Origin of the sequence: Rhodoferax sp. (assembly GCF_012927445.1) — a bacterium.
GTDB lineage: Bacteria > Pseudomonadota > Gammaproteobacteria > Burkholderiales > Burkholderiaceae_C > Rhodoferax.
Genome location: NZ_JABBPD010000008.1, coordinates 299,780 through 316,987 on the forward strand (window position 1 = coordinate 299,780; position 17,208 = coordinate 316,987).

17 protein-coding genes are annotated in these 17,208 nt (G+C 60.4%); 6 read left to right on the forward strand and 11 right to left on the reverse strand.

The genetic code is table 11. The features are described from left to right. From eutC to HHJ17_RS17005, 3 genes are all read right to left on the reverse strand, one after another. Positions 1 to 831, reverse strand: a complete 831-nt coding sequence (gene eutC, locus HHJ17_RS16995; RefSeq protein WP_296499611.1) for an ethanolamine ammonia-lyase subunit EutC — start codon at positions 829 to 831, stop codon at positions 1 to 3. An 18-nt stretch (positions 832 to 849) separates the two neighbouring features. Further along, positions 850 to 2,247 (reverse strand): ethanolamine ammonia-lyase subunit EutB, encoded by a 1,398-nt coding sequence (locus HHJ17_RS17000; RefSeq protein WP_296499613.1) that lies wholly within the window; start codon positions 2,245 to 2,247, stop codon positions 850 to 852. Positions 2,248 to 2,362: 115 nt separating this feature from the next. Continuing rightward, complete coding sequence (locus HHJ17_RS17005; RefSeq protein ID WP_296499614.1) at positions 2,363 to 2,875, reverse strand: Rrf2 family transcriptional regulator; 513 nt, start codon at positions 2,873 to 2,875, stop codon at positions 2,363 to 2,365. A 111-nt stretch (positions 2,876 to 2,986) separates the two neighbouring features. Here HHJ17_RS17005 and HHJ17_RS17010 point away from each other — a divergent pair, with 111 nt between their 5' ends. Beyond that, positions 2,987 to 4,192, forward strand: coding sequence for an NnrS family protein (locus tag HHJ17_RS17010; RefSeq protein WP_296506655.1), 1,206 nt, complete (start codon positions 2,987 to 2,989; stop codon positions 4,190 to 4,192). A gap of 11 nt (positions 4,193 to 4,203) precedes the next feature. Here the strand turns inward: HHJ17_RS17010 and serA are convergent, their stop codons facing one another. Continuing rightward, complete coding sequence (gene serA / locus HHJ17_RS17015; RefSeq protein WP_296506657.1) at positions 4,204 to 5,421, reverse strand: phosphoglycerate dehydrogenase; 1,218 nt, start codon at positions 5,419 to 5,421, stop codon at positions 4,204 to 4,206. Positions 5,422 to 5,700: 279 nt separating this feature from the next. On the opposite strand from serA, the gene HHJ17_RS17020 reads away from it, so the two are divergent. Further along, positions 5,701 to 6,072: a SirB2 family protein gene (locus HHJ17_RS17020; protein WP_296506659.1), complete on the forward strand. Its 372-nt coding sequence runs from the start codon at positions 5,701 to 5,703 to the stop codon at positions 6,070 to 6,072. Between the two features lie 3 nt (positions 6,073 to 6,075). Here the strand turns inward: HHJ17_RS17020 and HHJ17_RS17025 are convergent, their stop codons facing one another. Then, the gene (locus tag HHJ17_RS17025) at positions 6,076 to 6,336 is read right to left on the reverse strand and encodes a DUF2249 domain-containing protein (protein ID WP_296499619.1); all 261 of its coding nucleotides are present in this window, start codon (positions 6,334 to 6,336) and stop codon (positions 6,076 to 6,078) included. A 187-nt stretch (positions 6,337 to 6,523) separates the two neighbouring features. Here HHJ17_RS17025 and HHJ17_RS17030 point away from each other — a divergent pair, with 187 nt between their 5' ends. After that, positions 6,524 to 7,804: a glycerophosphodiester phosphodiesterase family protein gene (locus HHJ17_RS17030; RefSeq protein ID WP_296506661.1), complete on the forward strand. Its 1,281-nt coding sequence runs from the start codon at positions 6,524 to 6,526 to the stop codon at positions 7,802 to 7,804. Between the two features lie 49 nt (positions 7,805 to 7,853). Here the strand turns inward: HHJ17_RS17030 and HHJ17_RS17035 are convergent, their stop codons facing one another. The 5 genes from HHJ17_RS17035 to HHJ17_RS17055 form a co-directional block, all read right to left on the reverse strand. Next, entirely contained in the window at positions 7,854 to 8,798 is a 945-nt protein-coding gene (locus tag HHJ17_RS17035; protein WP_296506663.1) for a pseudouridine synthase, read from the reverse strand. A 103-nt stretch (positions 8,799 to 8,901) separates the two neighbouring features. After that, positions 8,902 to 9,645: a tRNA (guanosine(46)-N7)-methyltransferase TrmB gene (gene trmB, locus HHJ17_RS17040; RefSeq protein ID WP_296506851.1), complete on the reverse strand. Its 744-nt coding sequence runs from the start codon at positions 9,643 to 9,645 to the stop codon at positions 8,902 to 8,904. Between the two features lie 191 nt (positions 9,646 to 9,836). Next, on the reverse strand, positions 9,837 to 10,853 hold the full coding sequence (gluQRS, locus tag HHJ17_RS17045) for a tRNA glutamyl-Q(34) synthetase GluQRS (protein WP_296506665.1): 1,017 nt from the start codon (positions 10,851 to 10,853) through the stop codon (positions 9,837 to 9,839). Then, on the reverse strand, positions 10,850 to 11,911 hold the full coding sequence (locus HHJ17_RS17050; RefSeq protein ID WP_366557558.1) for an FAD-dependent oxidoreductase: 1,062 nt from the start codon (positions 11,909 to 11,911) through the stop codon (positions 10,850 to 10,852). The genes gluQRS and HHJ17_RS17050 overlap by 4 nt, the downstream gene beginning before the upstream one ends. 37 nt (positions 11,912 to 11,948) lie before the next feature. After that, positions 11,949 to 12,887, reverse strand: coding sequence for a LysR family transcriptional regulator (locus tag HHJ17_RS17055; RefSeq protein WP_296499623.1), 939 nt, complete (start codon positions 12,885 to 12,887; stop codon positions 11,949 to 11,951). A 119-nt stretch (positions 12,888 to 13,006) separates the two neighbouring features. Here HHJ17_RS17055 and HHJ17_RS17060 point away from each other — a divergent pair, with 119 nt between their 5' ends. Both HHJ17_RS17060 and HHJ17_RS17065 read left to right on the forward strand, forming a co-directional pair. Then, complete coding sequence (locus HHJ17_RS17060; RefSeq protein ID WP_296499624.1) at positions 13,007 to 13,708, forward strand: pirin family protein; 702 nt, start codon at positions 13,007 to 13,009, stop codon at positions 13,706 to 13,708. 34 nt (positions 13,709 to 13,742) lie between these two features. After that, positions 13,743 to 14,297, forward strand: a complete 555-nt coding sequence (locus HHJ17_RS17065) for a flavodoxin family protein (RefSeq protein ID WP_296499626.1) — start codon at positions 13,743 to 13,745, stop codon at positions 14,295 to 14,297. A 104-nt stretch (positions 14,298 to 14,401) separates the two neighbouring features. Here the strand turns inward: HHJ17_RS17065 and HHJ17_RS17070 are convergent, their stop codons facing one another. Continuing rightward, entirely contained in the window at positions 14,402 to 15,136 is a 735-nt protein-coding gene (locus HHJ17_RS17070) for a sulfurtransferase (RefSeq protein WP_296499627.1), read from the reverse strand. 93 nt (positions 15,137 to 15,229) lie between these two features. Between HHJ17_RS17070 and HHJ17_RS17075 the strand changes: the two genes are divergently transcribed. Next, positions 15,230 to 17,194: a TonB-dependent receptor gene (locus tag HHJ17_RS17075; protein ID WP_296499628.1), complete on the forward strand. Its 1,965-nt coding sequence runs from the start codon at positions 15,230 to 15,232 to the stop codon at positions 17,192 to 17,194. The last annotated feature ends 14 nt before the right edge of the window (positions 17,195 to 17,208 follow it).

A 17,208-nucleotide genomic window follows, 5' to 3' on the forward strand; every position in this document is an offset into this window, starting at 1 on the left:
TTATTTCAGCAGGAAATTTTTTCGATTTGCTACCGCCAAGTCAGGGGCGGCTCCCGTTTCATCCTTGAGGTCGACGCCGGACAATTGCCGACGGCGTGACGCTGACAACAAGTGGTGCAATTTGTAAGCGGCTTCCTCATAGCTCAGTCCGGCCGGGCGCACGTTGGAGATGCAATTGCGGCTGGCATCCAGCAGGCCGACGCGCGGCATCCATGTCAGGTACAAGCCCATGCTGTCGGGTGAACTCAAGCCCGGCCGTTCACCGATCAATACCACCACCGCCTTGGCGCCCAGCAGCTCGGCGACTTCGTCGCCGACGGCAACCCGGCCTTGCTGGACGATGCAAATCGGTGCGATGGACCAGTTTTCTTCGGCGATATGGCGTTGCAGCACGCGTAGAAAGGGCGCCGCGCTTTGCTCGATGGCGACGGCCGACAGGCCATCCACCACCACGAAGGCGAGGTCGTAAGGATGATCGGACTGTGTCTTTTCGCCGTTCCTCAGGACCGCCAGTGCCTGCCGCGATGCCGCGTCGAGCCGGCGTCCCAGGTCGGGGCGCCGCAGATAAGTGCTGCGGTCGGCGGCCGCACTGTGCAGCGTGAGGCAGGGCGCACCATGGGTTTGCGGCGATGCGTTCAAGGTGTTCGCCAAGTGCGCGACGTCCAGTGCCAGATGCACCGCATCGCGCGCCTTGGCATGGGCCAACTGGAACTCCAGATGCGCGGCAGTCGGCAAGCTCACGCCGGCGCGCCCGAGCGCGATACGGGCATCGGTAAACTGGCGCAGGATTGCCCACGGGTTGGCGATGGCGGGTGATGGCTGATTTTTCATGGCAGGCCAACTTTCACGTTAAGGCAGACGCAACAACGCTTTCTGGAACGCTGGCGGCAAAGCAGGATTCAGCCGGAACTGCTTGTCGCCGCTGAAGATCTGCATCCTTTGCAACCAGGCCTCGAATTCCGGCGCCGGCCGCAGACCTAAAACGCGACGGGCATACAGCGCGTCGTGAAACGACGTGCTCTGGTAATTGAGCATGATGTCGTCCGCGCCCGGCACCCCCATCACAAAGTTGCAGCCGGCCACGCCGAGCAGCGTCAGCAGCACGTCCATGTCGTTCTGGTCGGCCTCGGCATGGTTGGTGTAACAAACATCGCAGCCCATCGGCAGGCCGAGCAGCTTGCCGCAAAAGTGGTCTTCCAGCCCGGCGCGGATGATTTGCTTGCCGTCGAACAGGTATTCCGGTCCGATGAAGCCGACCACCGAATTGACCAGCAGCGGCTTGAAGTGGCGCGCCACCGCATAGGCGCGCGCTTCGCAGGTTTGCTGGTCGATCCCTTGATGCGCGTTGGCCGACAAGGCGCTGCCCTGACCGGTTTCGAAATACATGACGTTGTCGCCGACCGTGCCGCGCTGCAACGACAAGGCCGCGCTGCGCGCCTCCTCCAGCAGTTTCAGGCTGACGCCGAAGCTGCGGTTGGTGGCCTCGGTGCCGCCGATCGACTGGAATACCAGGTCCACCGGTGCACCGCGGTTGATGGCTTCAATCGTGTTGGTGACATGCGTCAGTACACAGGACTGGGTCGGGATTTCATACTGTTGGATGATGTCATTCATCATTGTCACCAGCTTGATGGCTTGCGGCACGTTGTCGGTGGCCGGATTGATGCCGATCACCGCATCGCCACTGCCGTACAGCAAACCGTCCAGCAGGCTGGCGGCGATGCCGGTGGCGTCATCGGTCGGGTGGTTCGGCTGCAAGCGGGTGGACAGGCGGCCTGGTAGCCCGATGGTGTTGCGGAATGTGGTCACCACTTGGCACTTTTTTGCCACCAGAATCAGGTCCTGGTTGCGCATGATCTTGCACACGGCGGCCGCCATTTCCGGTGTGATGCCGGGCGCCAGTGCGGTCAGCATGGCACTGTCCACGTCGTCGCCCAGCAGCCAGTTGCGAAAGTCACCCACGGTCAGATGACTAACGGGGGCAAAGGCGGCGGCGTCGTGGCTGTCGATGATCAGGCGCGTGATTTCGTCGTTTTCATACGGGATCAGTACTTCGCTCAAGAAGATGGCCAGCGGCAACTCGGCCAGCGCCATTTGTGCCACGGCGCGTTCTTCGGCACTGTGAGCCGCCACCCCGGCCAGCCGGTCGCCGGAACGTTCCGGGGTGGCCTTGGCCATCAGGTCTTTCAAGTCGCAAAAGGCGTAAGTCTTGGCTCCGACGGTGTGGGTGTACTGATGTGCTTGCACGGTGTGCTTAGCTCAAATTTGGCACGATAGCAGCTATTGCCCTGGTTCGCTGGATTCAGCCAGTTCTCCCGTGGTTACCGGAAATTTTTTGAACAGAGCCCGTCTGGATCGTGGGCTATTTTTTGAGCGCAGTCTTGGTCCGGGCTGGCTTTTTGACCGGCAATCGTTTGATCTCGCTCACGGGAATCAGGCTGATGCTGCGGTCAATGGTTTGCGTTCTGCCATGCTTCGGGCGGGTGATGTCGGCCAAGGTCACCTTGTCCAGTTCGGCCAGATACATTTGCAGCGCGGTCTTGAAAACCTGCTTTAACTGGCAGTGAGCGGTGAGCGTGCAGGCGTTGTGGCTGGCATCAAAACACTCCACCATCCGGAAATCTGTCTCGGATTTTCGCACCACGTCACCAATATTGATGTCGGCCGCTGCCTTGAGCAGGCGCAAACCACCGCCGCGCCCGCGCGTGGTCTGCAGCAAACCTTGGCGCGCCAGATCGTTGACGATCTTCATTAAATGGTTTTTGGAGACCGCGTGGCTTTCGGCCAGTTCAGCAATGGTGATCGAGCGCTCAGGGTTGAGAGCGCAGAACATCAAAACCCGCAAGGTGTAGTCGGTGTAGTCTGTCAGTCTCATCAGAGGCCTTTATTGTTGCTGTTACATGTCATTTTATGACACATTAAATATTAAGATATATGTAGAATACATTAATTGAAAAATATTTGCCATCTACGTCATTACATTGCCATGAAAACAAATTCGTTGCCCATCTTCTCCGAAGTCAAAGCCGCTGCACAGATGCAAAAGGGCATGCCTTTTTTGCGGCTGGGTTTTCGGCCTTTTTATGTCGCTGGGGCCTTGCTCGCGGCCCTGATCGTGCCGCTGTGGGTGGCCATGTTTCTCGGCCAGCTGCCGTTAACGCCTGCCGTGCCACCCCTGCTGTGGCACGCACATGAAATGTTGTTCGGCTTTGCGGTGGCCATCATCGTGGGGTTTTTGCTGACGGCCGGCAAGGCGTGGACCGGGCTCGCCACGCCGCGCGGCGCCTGGCTGGGTGGCTTGGTCGTGCTGTGGCTGGCGGCACGCGTGGCCTCGGTACTGGGGTCCTACGCGCTGTATGCGGTGCTGGATATGGCGCTGTTGCCGCTGGTGGCTGCCATTTTGCTCACGCTCTTGCTGCGTGCGCGCAATTACCGCAACCTGCCGCTGGCCCTGATTCTGGCGTTGCTGGCGTCCGCCAATCTGTTCTTTCATCTGGCGGCGATGGGTGCGCTGAATCTGCCCGCCATCACGCCTTTGTATGCTGGTTTGGCATTGATCGTGATGATTGAGTGCGTGATGGCCGGGCGTGTTATTCCGGCGTTCACCATGGCCGTCACGCCGGGTTTGAAGCTGATCGCCACGGTATGGGTCGAACGGGTCACGCTGGGCGCTACCGGCTTGGGTTTGGCGCTCTGGGTGTTTGCGCCAAACGGTGTGGTGAGTCTGTTGGTCCTTGCACTGGCCAGTGTGCTGCATCTCAAACGCTTGGCCAGCTGGCGTCCTGCGCTCACAGTCAAACGTCCCATTTTGTGGATTCTGCATGCCGCCTATGCCTGGATTCCGGTCGGACTGGGGTTGCTGGCACTGGCCCAGATCGGCCTGGTGCCCGTTTCGTCCGGTGTGCATGCGCTGGCGGTCGGAGCCACCGGCGGTCTCATCATCGGCATGATCACCCGTACCGCTCGCGGTCACACCGGCCGGCCCTTGAAGGCGTCGAACCCCGAGGTACTGGCCTACGCGCTGGTGATGACCGCCGCTGTGCTGCGCGTGCTGTTGCCCCTGCTGGCACCCGGGCTGCTGGGGGTCTCGCTCATTGCGGCAGCGGTGGTCTGGAGCGCTGCATTTTTGATCTATTTGTGGCAGTTCACGCCCTGGCTGATGAGCACCCGGCTCGACGGCAAAGACGGTTGATGTGCCGCTGATCAGGTGGCCGATGACAGCACGGTGAACACCCGCACCGTGCCTTCAATGGCGCGCAGATTGGCCAGCGTGGCCGCATCCATGGCGGCGCTGACATCGATCACCGCCACGCCAAAGCCACCCTGGGTTTCCAGATGCAGCAGCGACACGTTGAGGTCCGCCGCACTGAGCGCACTGTTGACATGCGCCATGACACCGGGTCGGTCATGATGGATATGGACCAGACGCGAAGGTGCACGCAGCGAACCCACCGAGAGTTCGGGCAGATTGACGCTGCCGCGGATGGCGCCCACCATCAGGTAGTCGCGCAGTTTTTCGGACACTTCAACGCCCAGGTTGCGCTGCGCTTCCACGGTGGAGCCGCCGACGTGGGGTGTCAGGATCACCTTGTCAAAAGCCTGCAACGGCGACTCGAAGGCTTCAGCCGCCGACGCTGGTTCACGCGGAAACACGTCCAGCGCAGCACCACGCAGGCGCGGCCCGGCCAGCGCTTCGACCAAAGCCTCAATGTCCACCGCATGGCCGCGTGCCAGGTTGATCAGCACGGCGCCGTCTTTCATCTGGGCCAGGCGCTGCGCATTGATGAGGTTCTTGGTCCGTTCGGTTTGGGGCACATGCAGGGTCACCACATCGGCCTCAATCAGCAGCGCTTCCAGGCTGGCCGTGGGGGCTGCATTGCCCAGGGGCAGACGCGCTTCAATGTCGAAATAGATCACCCGCATGCCGATGGCCTCGGCCAGCAGCCCGGTCTGGGTGCCAATCTTGCCGTAGCCCACAATGCCGAGCGTTTTGCCGCGAATTTCATTGGCGCCTTTGGCATCCTTCATCCAGACGCCACGCCGGGCGGCGGCATGGCGTTCCGGCACGCGGCGCAACAGGTGGATGGCGTGGCCAATGACCAACTCCGCCACCGATCGGGTGTTGGAGAACGGGCCGTTGAAGACGGCAACGCCCAGCTCGGTTGCGGCGACCAGATCAAGGTTGTTGGTGCCGGTGCAATAGGCCCCCACCGCGAGCAGTTTGGGCGCATGCGCCAGTACCTCGCGCGTGAGGGGGGTGCGCGAGCGCAGCCCCAGCACATGGACATCGGCCAGCAGGGTTTGCAACTCGCTGACGGAGGGGGCATGTTTCAAGCGCACGATGTTGGCCCCCGCCATGCCCTGCAAAATGGGCGTGGCGCTGGCATGGATGTCTTCGAGTAGAAGTATGTTGAGATGCATGAAATTCCTGACGTCAAAAGTAGTTGCGGATGCGTTGGGCTTCAAGAGACCGGGACATGGGTTTAATACATATATATCCTATGTCTCTTCAACTGCAAGTTCAAGAGTCAGTGGTTTTTGTCCGCTATGGATTTGTGGGCATTGGCGGGCTTGCGCTCTGTGGTGTGCCCGTGTTTGAGTAGCATTCATCGGCCTTTGCGGTGCATGGGCGAGTCGTTTGAATCGGGTTGACGCCATCTGGCGCGTCGGTCTATCGGGAGAAGAGGTTTGGAATATCTTTTGTTGAAACACCTGCACGTCACTTGTGTGGTGACCAGTGTCAGTCTGTTTGTCTTGCGTGGCACGTTGGAGTTGATGGCGCAGCCATGGCGTCGCTGGCGTTGGCTCCGCGTGGCGCCGCACTTGGTGGACACGCTGCTGCTTGGCTCGGCGCTTTGGCTGGCCTGGCGCATCGGGCAATACCCGTTTGTAAATGGCTGGCTGACCGCCAAGGTGCTGGCGCTGGTGCTCTACATCCTGCTCGGCAGTCGCGCCTTGGGCATCAAGACACCGGTGTCACAGAGACCGGTGTATTTTGTGGCGGCGCTGCTGACTGTGGGCTACATCGTGGGCGTGGCGTTCACGCATTCAGCCAGCTGGGGCTTGCTGTAGCGATCAGAGGCGGGCGAAGTCGATGACGATGGCGCCCGGTTCACGCTGCACGTATTCAATGGACACCGCGTCGCCGTAGCGGGCGGTAAGTTGGTGCAGCAGGGGGATCGGATCGTGATCATTGCAAAAGCGCATGGTCTCGCCCGGTTGTAGCGAATCGAGCGCCCCAAAAATGGCGGCATGACGGAAACGCTTGGCAACGCCGCGCGCATCAAACGGATAGATGGCTTCGGGTGTGACGTGGTTGGTGGCACAGGAACTCATGAAAAAAACCTTTTGAAGTTATATGATGCATTGTAAGTGAATCATATAACTGTGGCCAGTCTTTAATCCGCGGCAGAGGCTTGATCTGCGGGGGCGTGGCGTGGCTATGCGTGCATTCGTTATTCCTGTACGTCATCTTGCTGTCACCGGCGCCCACTACCGTGTAAAACACTACCCGGGAGACTCCATGCGCCGTTCTTTGTTTTCGCTGACCCTTGCCTGCTTCGCCGGCCTGTTGCCCGGCCTGGCGTCGGCTGTGCCCAAAAGCGATGTTTCGCCCAAGTGGCATCCGACCGACGCGCGTGGCCCCAGCGTGCAGCTCGGTCCGCGTCCGTTCTTCTTGGTGGACGACATGAGCAACAGCCCGCTCAAGCAGCAGCTGCAGGCCTGCAAGAACCGGGCGCAATTCACCCGCACTGATTTCTCGATCGGCCATCGTGGTGCGGCGCTGCAGTTTCCCGAACACACCCGGGAATCCTATGAGGCGGCGTCCCGCACGGGCGCAGGCATTGTTGAGTGCGATGTCACCTTCACCAAAGATAAGGAACTGGTGTGCCGTCACGCACAGAACGACCTGCACACCACGACCAACATTTTGGCCACCGACCTGGCGGCCAAATGCACCCAGCCGTTCACGCCAGCCGTAGTCGATGCCAGTGGCCAGGTGACGACACCGGCGAGTGCCGAATGCCGCACCAGCGACATCACACTGGCCGAGTTCAAGACCTTGCGCGGCAAGATGGACGCCTTCAACCCCCGCGCCAAAACCGTCGCGGAGTACCTCTCCGGTACCGCCAGTTGGCGCACGGATCTCTATTCCGGTCCGACCAGCGGTTCGCTGCTCTCGCACCAGGAAAGCATCGCGCTGTTCAAGCAGCTCGGGGTGAAGATGACGCCTGAACTCAAAAGCGCGAGCGTCACGATGCCCTTTGACGGCTTTACCCAGGAAGCCTATGCGCAGAAGATGATCGACGAGTACAAGCAAGCCAAGGTGCCCGCGCAGCGAGTGTTTGCGCAGTCGTTTAACAAGGCCGACATCCTTTACTGGCTAGCCCATGAGCCCGCTTTCGGGAAGCAGGCGGTTTACCTGGATGCTGCCAATCGCGTGAGCGACCTGCCGGACGCGGCGGAGCTGGCCCGTTACAAGGCGCAGGGTATCAACATCGTGGCGCCGCCGCTCTTTGCGCTGCTCACCACCGATGCCGACGGCAATCTTGTCCCGTCTCAGTATGCGAAAGATGCCAAAGGGGCAGGGCTGGGCATCATCCCCTGGTCGCTGGAGCGCTCCGGCATCCTGGCCGATGGTAACAACGGCTTTTTCTACCAGAGCTTTGACAGCGCAATCAAACGGGAGGGTGACACGATGCGGGTGCTCGATGTACTGGCCAGGCAGGTCGGCATTCGCGGCATCTTCAGCGACTGGCCGGCGACGGTGACCTTTTATGCGAACTGCATGGGCCTGAAATAAAGGCAATCTGAGGGTTGCCGCCCAGTCTCTGCACCGTGCACACCGGTGATCAGGGCGTGGCTGCGTTCAGCAAGATTTCAGCCGTAGCCAGCGCCTGCAGCGTGCGCCGGCTTTCAAACCGTTGGACTTGCCCTGTGACCGGGTCGATAAATTCAATGCTTTTGGCCAGCAGTTGCAGGGGGTTCGCGTAATCGATTTGCCCCTCGGGCGTGAGGATCGGATACAGACCATCGCCAACGATGGGCAGGCCCAGCGCCGCCATGTGGACGCGCAGCTGGTGGCGCTTGCCGGTAACGGGGCTGAGGGCATAGCGGGCCCGCTGGCCCCGCACCTCCAGCACGTTCACATGGGTGATGGCGTTGGGTGAGCCGTCCACTTCGTGTTGCAGCATGAAGTGACCGGCTTCCACAATGCGGCTGGTCCGGGTGAGGGGTAATTCCAAATCGTCGCGCCACGGTGCAATGGCTTCGTAGGTTTTTTTGACGTTGCGCTGGCTGAACAGGGCGTGGTAACAGGCACGGGTTTCGGGCTGCACCGAAAACATCACCAGGCCCGCCGTATCGCGGTCAATGCGGTGCACCGGCACGAGTGTGTCGATGCCCAGTTTTTGCTTGAGCCGCACCAGCACGGTCTCGGTCAGGTAGCCGCCGGAGGGGACCACCGGCAGGAAATGCGGTTTGTCGACCACCACCAACTGCTCATCCTGAAACAGAATGACCTCTTCAAACGGGATACGCGGCTCATCCGGCACTGCGCGGTAGTAGTAGACGCGGACGTGGCTCTGGTAGGGGCTGAGCGGTGTGACCGGCACGCCGTGCTCATCCACCACATCGCCTTCGACCATGCGCTGACACCAGACGTCGCGCGAGATGGCCGGGAACCGCTCGGTCAAAAAATCCAGGGTGGTCGGCCAGGCTCCGGCGGGGAGCCCGATGCAACTGGGCCCCACGCCATGGCGGGCGGGCGGCACGAAATGGCCGGCAGGCTGGGTCATGGGTTCGGGCAGCGCTACGACAGACGCCGCCGCGCCGGGCCGCCCCAAGCAAGGCGAGCCCCCTTGGGGGGCAGTGCAGTACACAGCGTGACCAGCGTGGGGGTCAAAACGCTACCCGTTCAAACACCACATCCCAGACACCGTGCCCGAGTTTGATGCCGCGGTTTTCGAACTTGGTTAACGGACGGTAATGCGGTTTGGGCGCGTAGCCGGCCAGTTCCGGGTGGGCTTGGATCGCCGTGTTTTTCAGCAGCGGCTCCGCGCTGAGCACTTCCAGAATTTGCTCGGCATAAGGCTGCCAGTCGGTGGCGCAGTGCAGGTAGCCACCGACCTTGAGGCGGGCGGCCAGCTTGGCAATGAGTGGCGTCTGGATCAGGCGGCGCTTGTTGTGTTTTTTCTTGTGCCAGGGGTCGGGAAAAAAGATGTGCACGCCGTCCAGACTTTGCAGCGGCAGCATGTTGTCGATCACCTCGACGGCGTCGTGCGCCACGATGCGGATGTTGCGCAAGCTCTGTTCACCAATGCGCTTGAGCAGGGCGCCGACACCCGGCTCGTGCACCTCGCAACACAAGAAGTTTTTCTCCGGCATCACGGCCGCAATGTGGGCGGTGGCTTCGCCCATGCCGAAGCCGATTTCCAGGATCACCGGCCGGGGTTTTAGATCGTTTTGACCTTCAGCCCCCGTCGCGTATACGAAGGCTGCTGCAAAATCAATAGCGCTTGCCTGGTACGGGAGCAAAAACTGGGGGCCAAGATCCTCAAAGGCTTTGGTCTGGCCGGTGGTAACGCGACCCGCACGCCGCACAAAGCTCTTGATTTCCTTGGGATAAGCCACGCCCTCGGGCATGCTGCCCCGGATGCGGGGGCTGCGCGCGCTGGGTGGGTTGTCAGGGGCGGTGGGAGTGGGGATGTTTGTATCGTTCACGGGGATCGATTGTAAATAGGCTAATTTGGGGTCTTGAATTTTGAGGTTTTCCAAGCACCCGCGCCGCCGCGCGTCGCCACGACAGCCCAAGCCGTCAAGATGACCGGGCATCTTTAAAGACGCGGCCAAATGAGGCTCCCTTCTTCCGCCCGGCGGGGCGGGAGAGGGGTTGGAGGCGTGAGTGGGGGAAAAGTTAGCGGAAACAAAAACCCCCATGCCACCACCCAAGCCGCAAGCGCCTCCGCAACGCATCCCGAACCAACCGGCAACCCCAATAAACCAGCAGCCGTGTTCAGCGCCGCCAGCGGATCAGATAAATCCAGCCTCCGCGCCCCGTTCTGTTTGGAGAGCTTTTCACCGTCCTCGCCCAACACCAAGGGCGTGTGCAGATAGCGCGGCGTTGGCAGTCCTAAACACTGCTGCAACCCAATCTGCCGTGCCGTGTTGTCGACCAGATCCTCGCCACGCACCACGTCGGTGACACCTTGCGCCGCGTCGTCCACCACCACCGCGAGCTGGTAGGCAAAGCAGCCATCGGCACGCCGGAGCACAAAGTCGCCAACCTCGGCCGACACATCCTGCTGTTGCGGTCCCAGGCGACGGTCGCGCCAGCGGATGATTGAATTTGCTACTATTTCGATAGCTATTTGCGCAGGTAATACGGGGGCTGGAGGTCGATTTGATACATAAGAATCAGTCCGCATCCGCCAGGCGCGTCCGGTCTTGCCGTGCAACCCGGTGCGGCAGGTGCCCGGATAAATCAGCTCGCCATGACGCTCGCGCCCCAGCCCCTGGCGGCTTAGCGCGGTTTCAATGTCTTTGCGGGAACAAGCACAGGGGTAGGCCAGTCCGTTCGTCAGCAACTGGTCCAGCGCCTGCTGGTAGTGCGCGGAGCGCTGCGATTGCCACACCGGTGGCTCGTCGGGCTGAAGGCCACAGGCGCTGAGTTGCTGCAGGATGAACTGGTCCGTGCCCGGCACGCAACGCGGTGTGTCCACGTCTTCGATGCGAACCAGCCAACGGCCGCCATGGGCGCGCGCGTCCAGCCAACTGGCCAGGGCTGCCACCAGTGAGCCGGCGTGCAGCGGCCCGGTGGGGGAAGGCGCAAACCTTCCACGGTAGCCGGTCATGCCACAGCGAGTGCCAGCTCCAAACCTGAGACAAACGCATCTTCCACCCGGTGCCCAAGACACCAGTCGCCGCAGGCGCCGACGCCCATCTTGGCGTCCCACAGATGGGATTTGCCCAGTGGCTGGCTGGTTTGGGCATATCGCCAGCGCTGGCTGTCAATGTGGGCGGGCTCGGCCCGGATGCCGGTGACTTCGGTAAAAGCTTTGAGCAGCTTGGCCTGCACCCGCTCGGCATCGTCATCGATATGCTCTTGTGACCAGGCCGCGCTGGCTTGCACGGTCCAGCGCTCCACGACGCTGCGCCCTGGCTTGCTTGATTCGCGTGCCAGCCAGGCAATGCGGTGGTGTGTGCTGCGGGCGGCATTCCACTGTGGCCCCAAGGTGGTCAAGCCCGGCTGTACCGCCTGCGGAAAGGCCAGCATCAGGGTCCAGCAAGGGGTTACTTTGACTTTGTCGATTTGTTTCTCCATCCGCTCAAACTGCTGTGCGGTTTGCAGCAACGCACGCGTCTGCTCCGATGGCATGGCCAGCAGCACGACGTCAAATCCCGCAAACACATGACGCGCATCACCCGGCCCCTCGGTGTGCAGCTGCCAAAGTTTGGGATGGAGCGCATCACGCTCCAGGTGCGTTACCTTGGTTTCCAGCTCAACATGGTGTTGCTCCACCAGGGGCTCTGCCCAGCTGCGGGTCAGGGCGTTCATGCCCGGCGTCGGCACCCAGTGGGCTTCGGTCGAGTGCAGTCCGTTCGCGGCGACCTGGCCGTGCTCGTCCAGGACCCGCACGTTGTTGGCGCTCCAGGGCTTGCACAGTCCCGGCACGGTTTCCAGCGCTTGCACAAAGCGCGGGTCGCGCACGGTGAAATACTGGGTTCCGAGGTCAAACGTGCCAAACGGGCTGTTCCGCGTGGCCATCCGTCCCCCAATCCCCCGGCTTTTCTCGAACAAGGTGACTTGGTGGCCCGCTTGCGCCAGGGTGCGGGCGCAACTAACGCCCGCCATGCCTGCCCCGATGACGGCGATGTTTTTTGTTTCGGGTTTGGATGTGGATTGAGTCATGAACGGAATCTCCATGGGTTGTGTTATGTCTTGCACTTTACACGCCTCGGTGCCGCTCCAGTAAAGCGGCGCGGGTCGCAGGACTGGTTAATTGGTTCAACCACCAACTCAGGGCCCGACCCGGGCCTGACTTGGTGACGTTGCGCCACGCGTAATTGACCCGCACAATGCGCTCCGGCCGGGCGACCTTTTTTGCCACCAGGCGCCCGGTCTCGATGAAGTTGTGGGCCATGCTTTCGGGCACGAACCCACCGCCCAGTCCGCGCAGTTGCGCATCAAGCTTGGCCTGCATGGTCGCCACGGTGAAGACGTCCTGTCCGCCCAGCAAGCCGAAGGTCAGGCCGTTGCCGCGGGCGATGGTGTCGGCCACGGCCACCGCGCGGTGCTGCCGGATCAGCTCGTCGCTCAGGGGTTCCGCGGCCGTGGCCAGCGGGTGATGCGGTGCCACCGCATAGACAAAGCTGACATCACCCAGCGGTTCGCCGTGAATTCCGGCGTAGTTGGTGGACTCGGGCACCCCCAGTGCCAGGTCAGCCTGGCCCGAGGTCAGCGCCGCGAGCGTGCCTGACAAGGTTTCATCGAGCAGTTTGATGCGGGTGGGCGGATTGAGGGCAAAAAAGCTTTCACACAGTTCCATCACCGTGGCTTTGGAGATGATGCTGTCCACCGCCACCGTCAGTTGCGGCTCCCAGCCGGTGGCCACGCGTTTGACCCGGTTGGCAACCGCATCAATTTCGCTGAGCAGTCGCGTGCCTTCGCGCAGTAGTTCGGCCCCGGCTTCGGTCAGACGGGCCTGGCGCGAACTGCGGTCGTACAGCAGCACGTCCAGCGCCTCTTCAATCTGGCGCACCCGGTAGGTCAGGGCGCTCGGCACGACGCCCAGGGCGCGGGCCGCCGCGGCAAAACTGCCGGTGCTTGCGATGGTCTGCAGCATGGCCAGGGCATCAGGGGTCAATACATCGCGGGCGGTTTGCACTTGTTTGTCCTTTTGGTTCGAATTATTTGAATGATGCCATCAAACCCGTGAATGGTTGCACACCCTGGAAGGGGCTAAAGTTCAGCTCAGGAGTTCAAACCATTTGTGGAGCATTCGTCATGTTAATTGTCAGGAAATCTAAAGATCGCGGCTACGCCGACCACGGTTGGCTCAAGTCATTTCACAGTTTCTCGTTTGCCGGTTATTACGACCCGCAACACATGGGCTGGGGCAATCTGCGCGTCATCAACGAGGACTGGATTGCCGCTGGCAAAGGCTTTGGCACCCATGGCCATCGCGACATGGAGATCGTCACCTATGTGTTGAGCGGCTTACTGGCGCACAAAGACAGCATGGGCAACGTCAAGACGATCCCGCCGGGCGACGTGCAGCGCATGAGCGCCGGGGCCGGCGTGCAGCACAGCGAGTTCAATCACGCGCCTGACGAGACCACCCATTTGCTGCAAATCTGGATTGCGCCCAATGTGACGGGCATCCAGCCAAGCTACGAGCAAAAGACATTTGCAGATACTGAGAAGCAGGGCAACTTGCGCTTGGTGGCCTCCCGCGATGGGGCCCAGGGTTCCGTCTTGATTCACGCGGATGCGTGTTTGTACGCCGGTTTGTTTGACGGCGAGCAAACGGCCCAGTTGACGCTGGACCCGGCGCGCAAGTGTTATGTGCACCTGGTGCGTGGTGAGCTTGCCGTCAATGGCGTTGCGCTGGCCACGGGTGACGCCGCGCTGATTGAAGACGAGAGTCTCCTCACGCTGGACCACGCCCAAGAGGCCGAAGTGCTGGTGTTTGATCTCAGCGCCTAAATTTTCTTAACTTACTTATTTCTGGAGTTTTCTAATGGCAAAAGTAGCAGTAGTTTTTCACTCAGGTTATGGTCACACCCTGCGCATGGCACAAGCCGTGGCAGAAGGCGCGGGCGCCGAATTGGTGGCCATTGACGCAGAAGGCAATTTGACGGAGGCGAACTGGGAAACGCTCAACGCTGCCGACGCCATCATCATGGGTTCGCCCACCTACATGGGCAACGTGAGTTGGCAGTTCAAGAAATTTGCCGACGCCTCCAGCAAGCCCTGGTTCAGCCAGACCTGGAAAGACAAGGTTTTTGCCGGCTTCACCAACAGCGCCACCATGAACGGCGACAAGCTGTCCACGCTGCACTATCTGTTCACCCTGGCCATGCAGCAGAGCGGCATCTGGGTCGGCACCGGGCTGATGCCCAGCAACACCAAGGCGGCACAGCGCAACGATATCAACTACGTGGGTTCTTTTGCCGGCGCCATGGCGCAGTCGCCGTCGGATTCTTCGCCCGCCGAAATGCCCCAAGGCGATCTGGACACCGCCAAACTGTTTGGCCAGCGCGTGGCTGAAGTCACCGCCAAGTTCCGCAGCTAAATCCAACTGGCGGTTGCGGCGCCCTTGCGCTGGTGGTTGTAAGTAGCTATTTATTTAATAGCTACTTGCGCATATTAGACGGGGGCTACAGCCTGTTTTTATACTTATTTGGTAACGGATAAGTCGGCGCTGAGGGCGCGGCGTTCGTCAAATACAAAGCAGCTGCCTGTGTAATGCGAGCCGTCGGTTTCTTCGAAATACTTGAGGATGCCGCCTTCAAGCTGAAACACATGCTCCAGCCCCGCTTCCCGCATCAAAATCGCCGCCTTCTCGCAACGGATGCCGCCGGTACAAAAACTCACCACGGTTTTGTCTTGCAGTTCGGTCTGGTGGTCGAGCAGCGCTTGCGGGAATTCGGTGAATTTACTGATGCGCCAGTCAATGGCGCCCGCAAACGTGCCGTGATCTACTTCAAAGTCGTTGCGTGTGTCCAGCGTGACGACGGGCCTGCCACTGTCGTCATGCCCCTGGTCCAGCCAGCGTTTCACCGTGGCGGCAGAGACCGCTGGGGCGCGGCCCGCCGCCGGAACGATGGTGGGGTGGTCCATGCGGATGATCTCGTTCTTGACTTTGACCAGCATTTTTTTGAACGGTTGGTGGTCTGACCAGCTTTCTTTGGGCGCGACATCGCAGAAGCGCGCATCGGCCTGCAACTGGGTCACAAACCCGCGTACCGCCTCGGCGGGTCCGGCCAGAAACAAATTAATGCCTTCTTCGGCCAGCAGAATCGTGCCTTTGAGTTGCAAGCCCAGTGCGCGCTCAAGCAAGGTGACGCGAAGCTCTGCGGCGTCAGGCAGGGCAACGAATTTATAGGCTGAAATATTAAGAGTGGTGTTCACGCCTTGATTTTAGAAGAGCGGGCCACCGTGTCAGTCGGGACGGGCCACTGGCAGGGCAAAATCACCGGATAAAAAATAAAGTTGGATCCCTTCATGAATTACTCTTTTCGTCTGATTGCCCTGCTGGGCTGGACCAGTCTGGCCGCAGCGCAAACCCCTGAATCCGTGTCCGAGAAGGACTTTTTGGGTGACATGCCGATTGTGCTGTCGGTCTCTCGTTTGCCCCAGCGGCTGGACGAGACGCCGGGGGCCGTCACCATCCTGGACCGCAACATGATTCGCTTGTCCGGTGCGCGCGATGTGGCCGACCTGCTGCGGCTGGTGCCGGGTTTTCAGACCAGTACGTCGTTTGAAAGTGGCGCGCCACTGGCCAGCTACCACGGCGGGTTTGACGCTTTTTCCGCACGAATGCAAGTGCTGGTCGATGGTCGTTCGGTTTATTCCCCGTACTTTTTGGGCGGCACTGGGCGCGGCTTGCAGACGGTGGCGTTGGCGGATATTGAGCGCATTGAGGTACTGCGCGGTTCCAACTCGGCGGCTTATGGTGCGCGCGCCATGCTCGGGGTGGTCAATATTGTGACGCGCCACACGCAGGATACGCTGGGTCTGCAGGCCGCGCTGACCAGCGGGGAAAATGGGATCAACGATTCGCAGGCCCGCATTGGCTGGGGCAAAGAGGATGCCAGTTACCGTCTGACGGTTGACCGCCGGGCCGATGCCGGACTGACGGGGTCAAATGGCCACAACCAAATTAGCCGCGTCAATTTTCGTGCTGACCTGCGCGGCCCTGCGAACGACGATATTCAGTTGCGTGCGGGCGGTTTGGAGATTGAGTCCGGCAATGGTTACTCGTATAAAGTTGCCGATCCTCTGCGTGATCGCACTTTTGGCTCAGGCTACGCTCAACTCGATTGGCGGCGCAGCCTGGGGGAGGACGAAGACCTGGCGTTCAGTCTTTCTCACACCGAAGAGTCTTACCGGGATACCTTCCCGTACTCGCTGATCGAATTGAAAAAATTCGTGCCTACTATTAACGATAGCCTTGACATTGAATATAGTGGTCAATCGAGCAGTGACACCGTGTCCTTGCAGCATACCTTTCGTCATGGCTCAAATTTGCGGGTGGTCTGGGGCGGTGAATTGCGCCGCGAGCAGGTCATTTCCAAGCCGCTGTACAACACCGATGCCGCTTTCGTCACGGAGTTCAGCCGCCTGTTTGCCAATGCCGAATGGCGGCTGGCCCGTGATCTGGTGCTCAATGCCGGGTCGATGTTTGAACACAGCAGCGTGAGTGGCGACAGTCTCGCGCCGCGGTTGATGCTGAATTGGCACGTTGCAGAAGGACAAACACTGCGCGCCGGTGTTTCACAAGCAAATCGACCACCGAGTACTTTTGAGAAATTCAGCAATGTGCGCTATGCCTCCAATGGTGTTGTACTGCAGGTCGCCACACTGTCCCGTGGCAACGTCCAGCCCGAAAGTGTGCTGACGCAAGAGATCGGCTACCTCGGCGACTTTCCCAAGTTAGGGGCGAGTCTGGATGTGCGTGCTTTTCACGAGCAGATTAGCGGTTTCGTTCGGAGTCAACCCTATGCCTTGCCTCCTGGAACTGCTTTGCTTTCAAAGGTTGCTGCGGACTTCATCAACACCGAAGATTTAGCAATTCATGGTGTTGAATACCAATTGAAATGGCGCCCCTGGCGCGATGGGCAGTTCATCTTCAATCAAGCCTATATAGATATCGAGTCGTTAGACCGTGACACTTCCTGGGGGGCTCCGAAGCTGGCAAGTTCGCTCACCTTCTTCCAGAAGCTGCCAGGGAACCTGGACTTGAGCCTGATGCATCAGGACAACAGCACCGCATCACCACAGGGATCGACAGGTGACCCTGTGGCGATGACACGCACTGACCTGCGTTTAGGTTTGCCCCTGCGCTTTGGCACAAACCGTGGTGAGTTGGCGCTGGTGGTGCAGAACCTGGGCACGCCATACCCCGATTTTGATAAAAGTTTTCAGTTCCAGCGCCGGGCCTTTGTGACCCTGCGGGTGGAAAACTGATGTAGCGAGCCCGG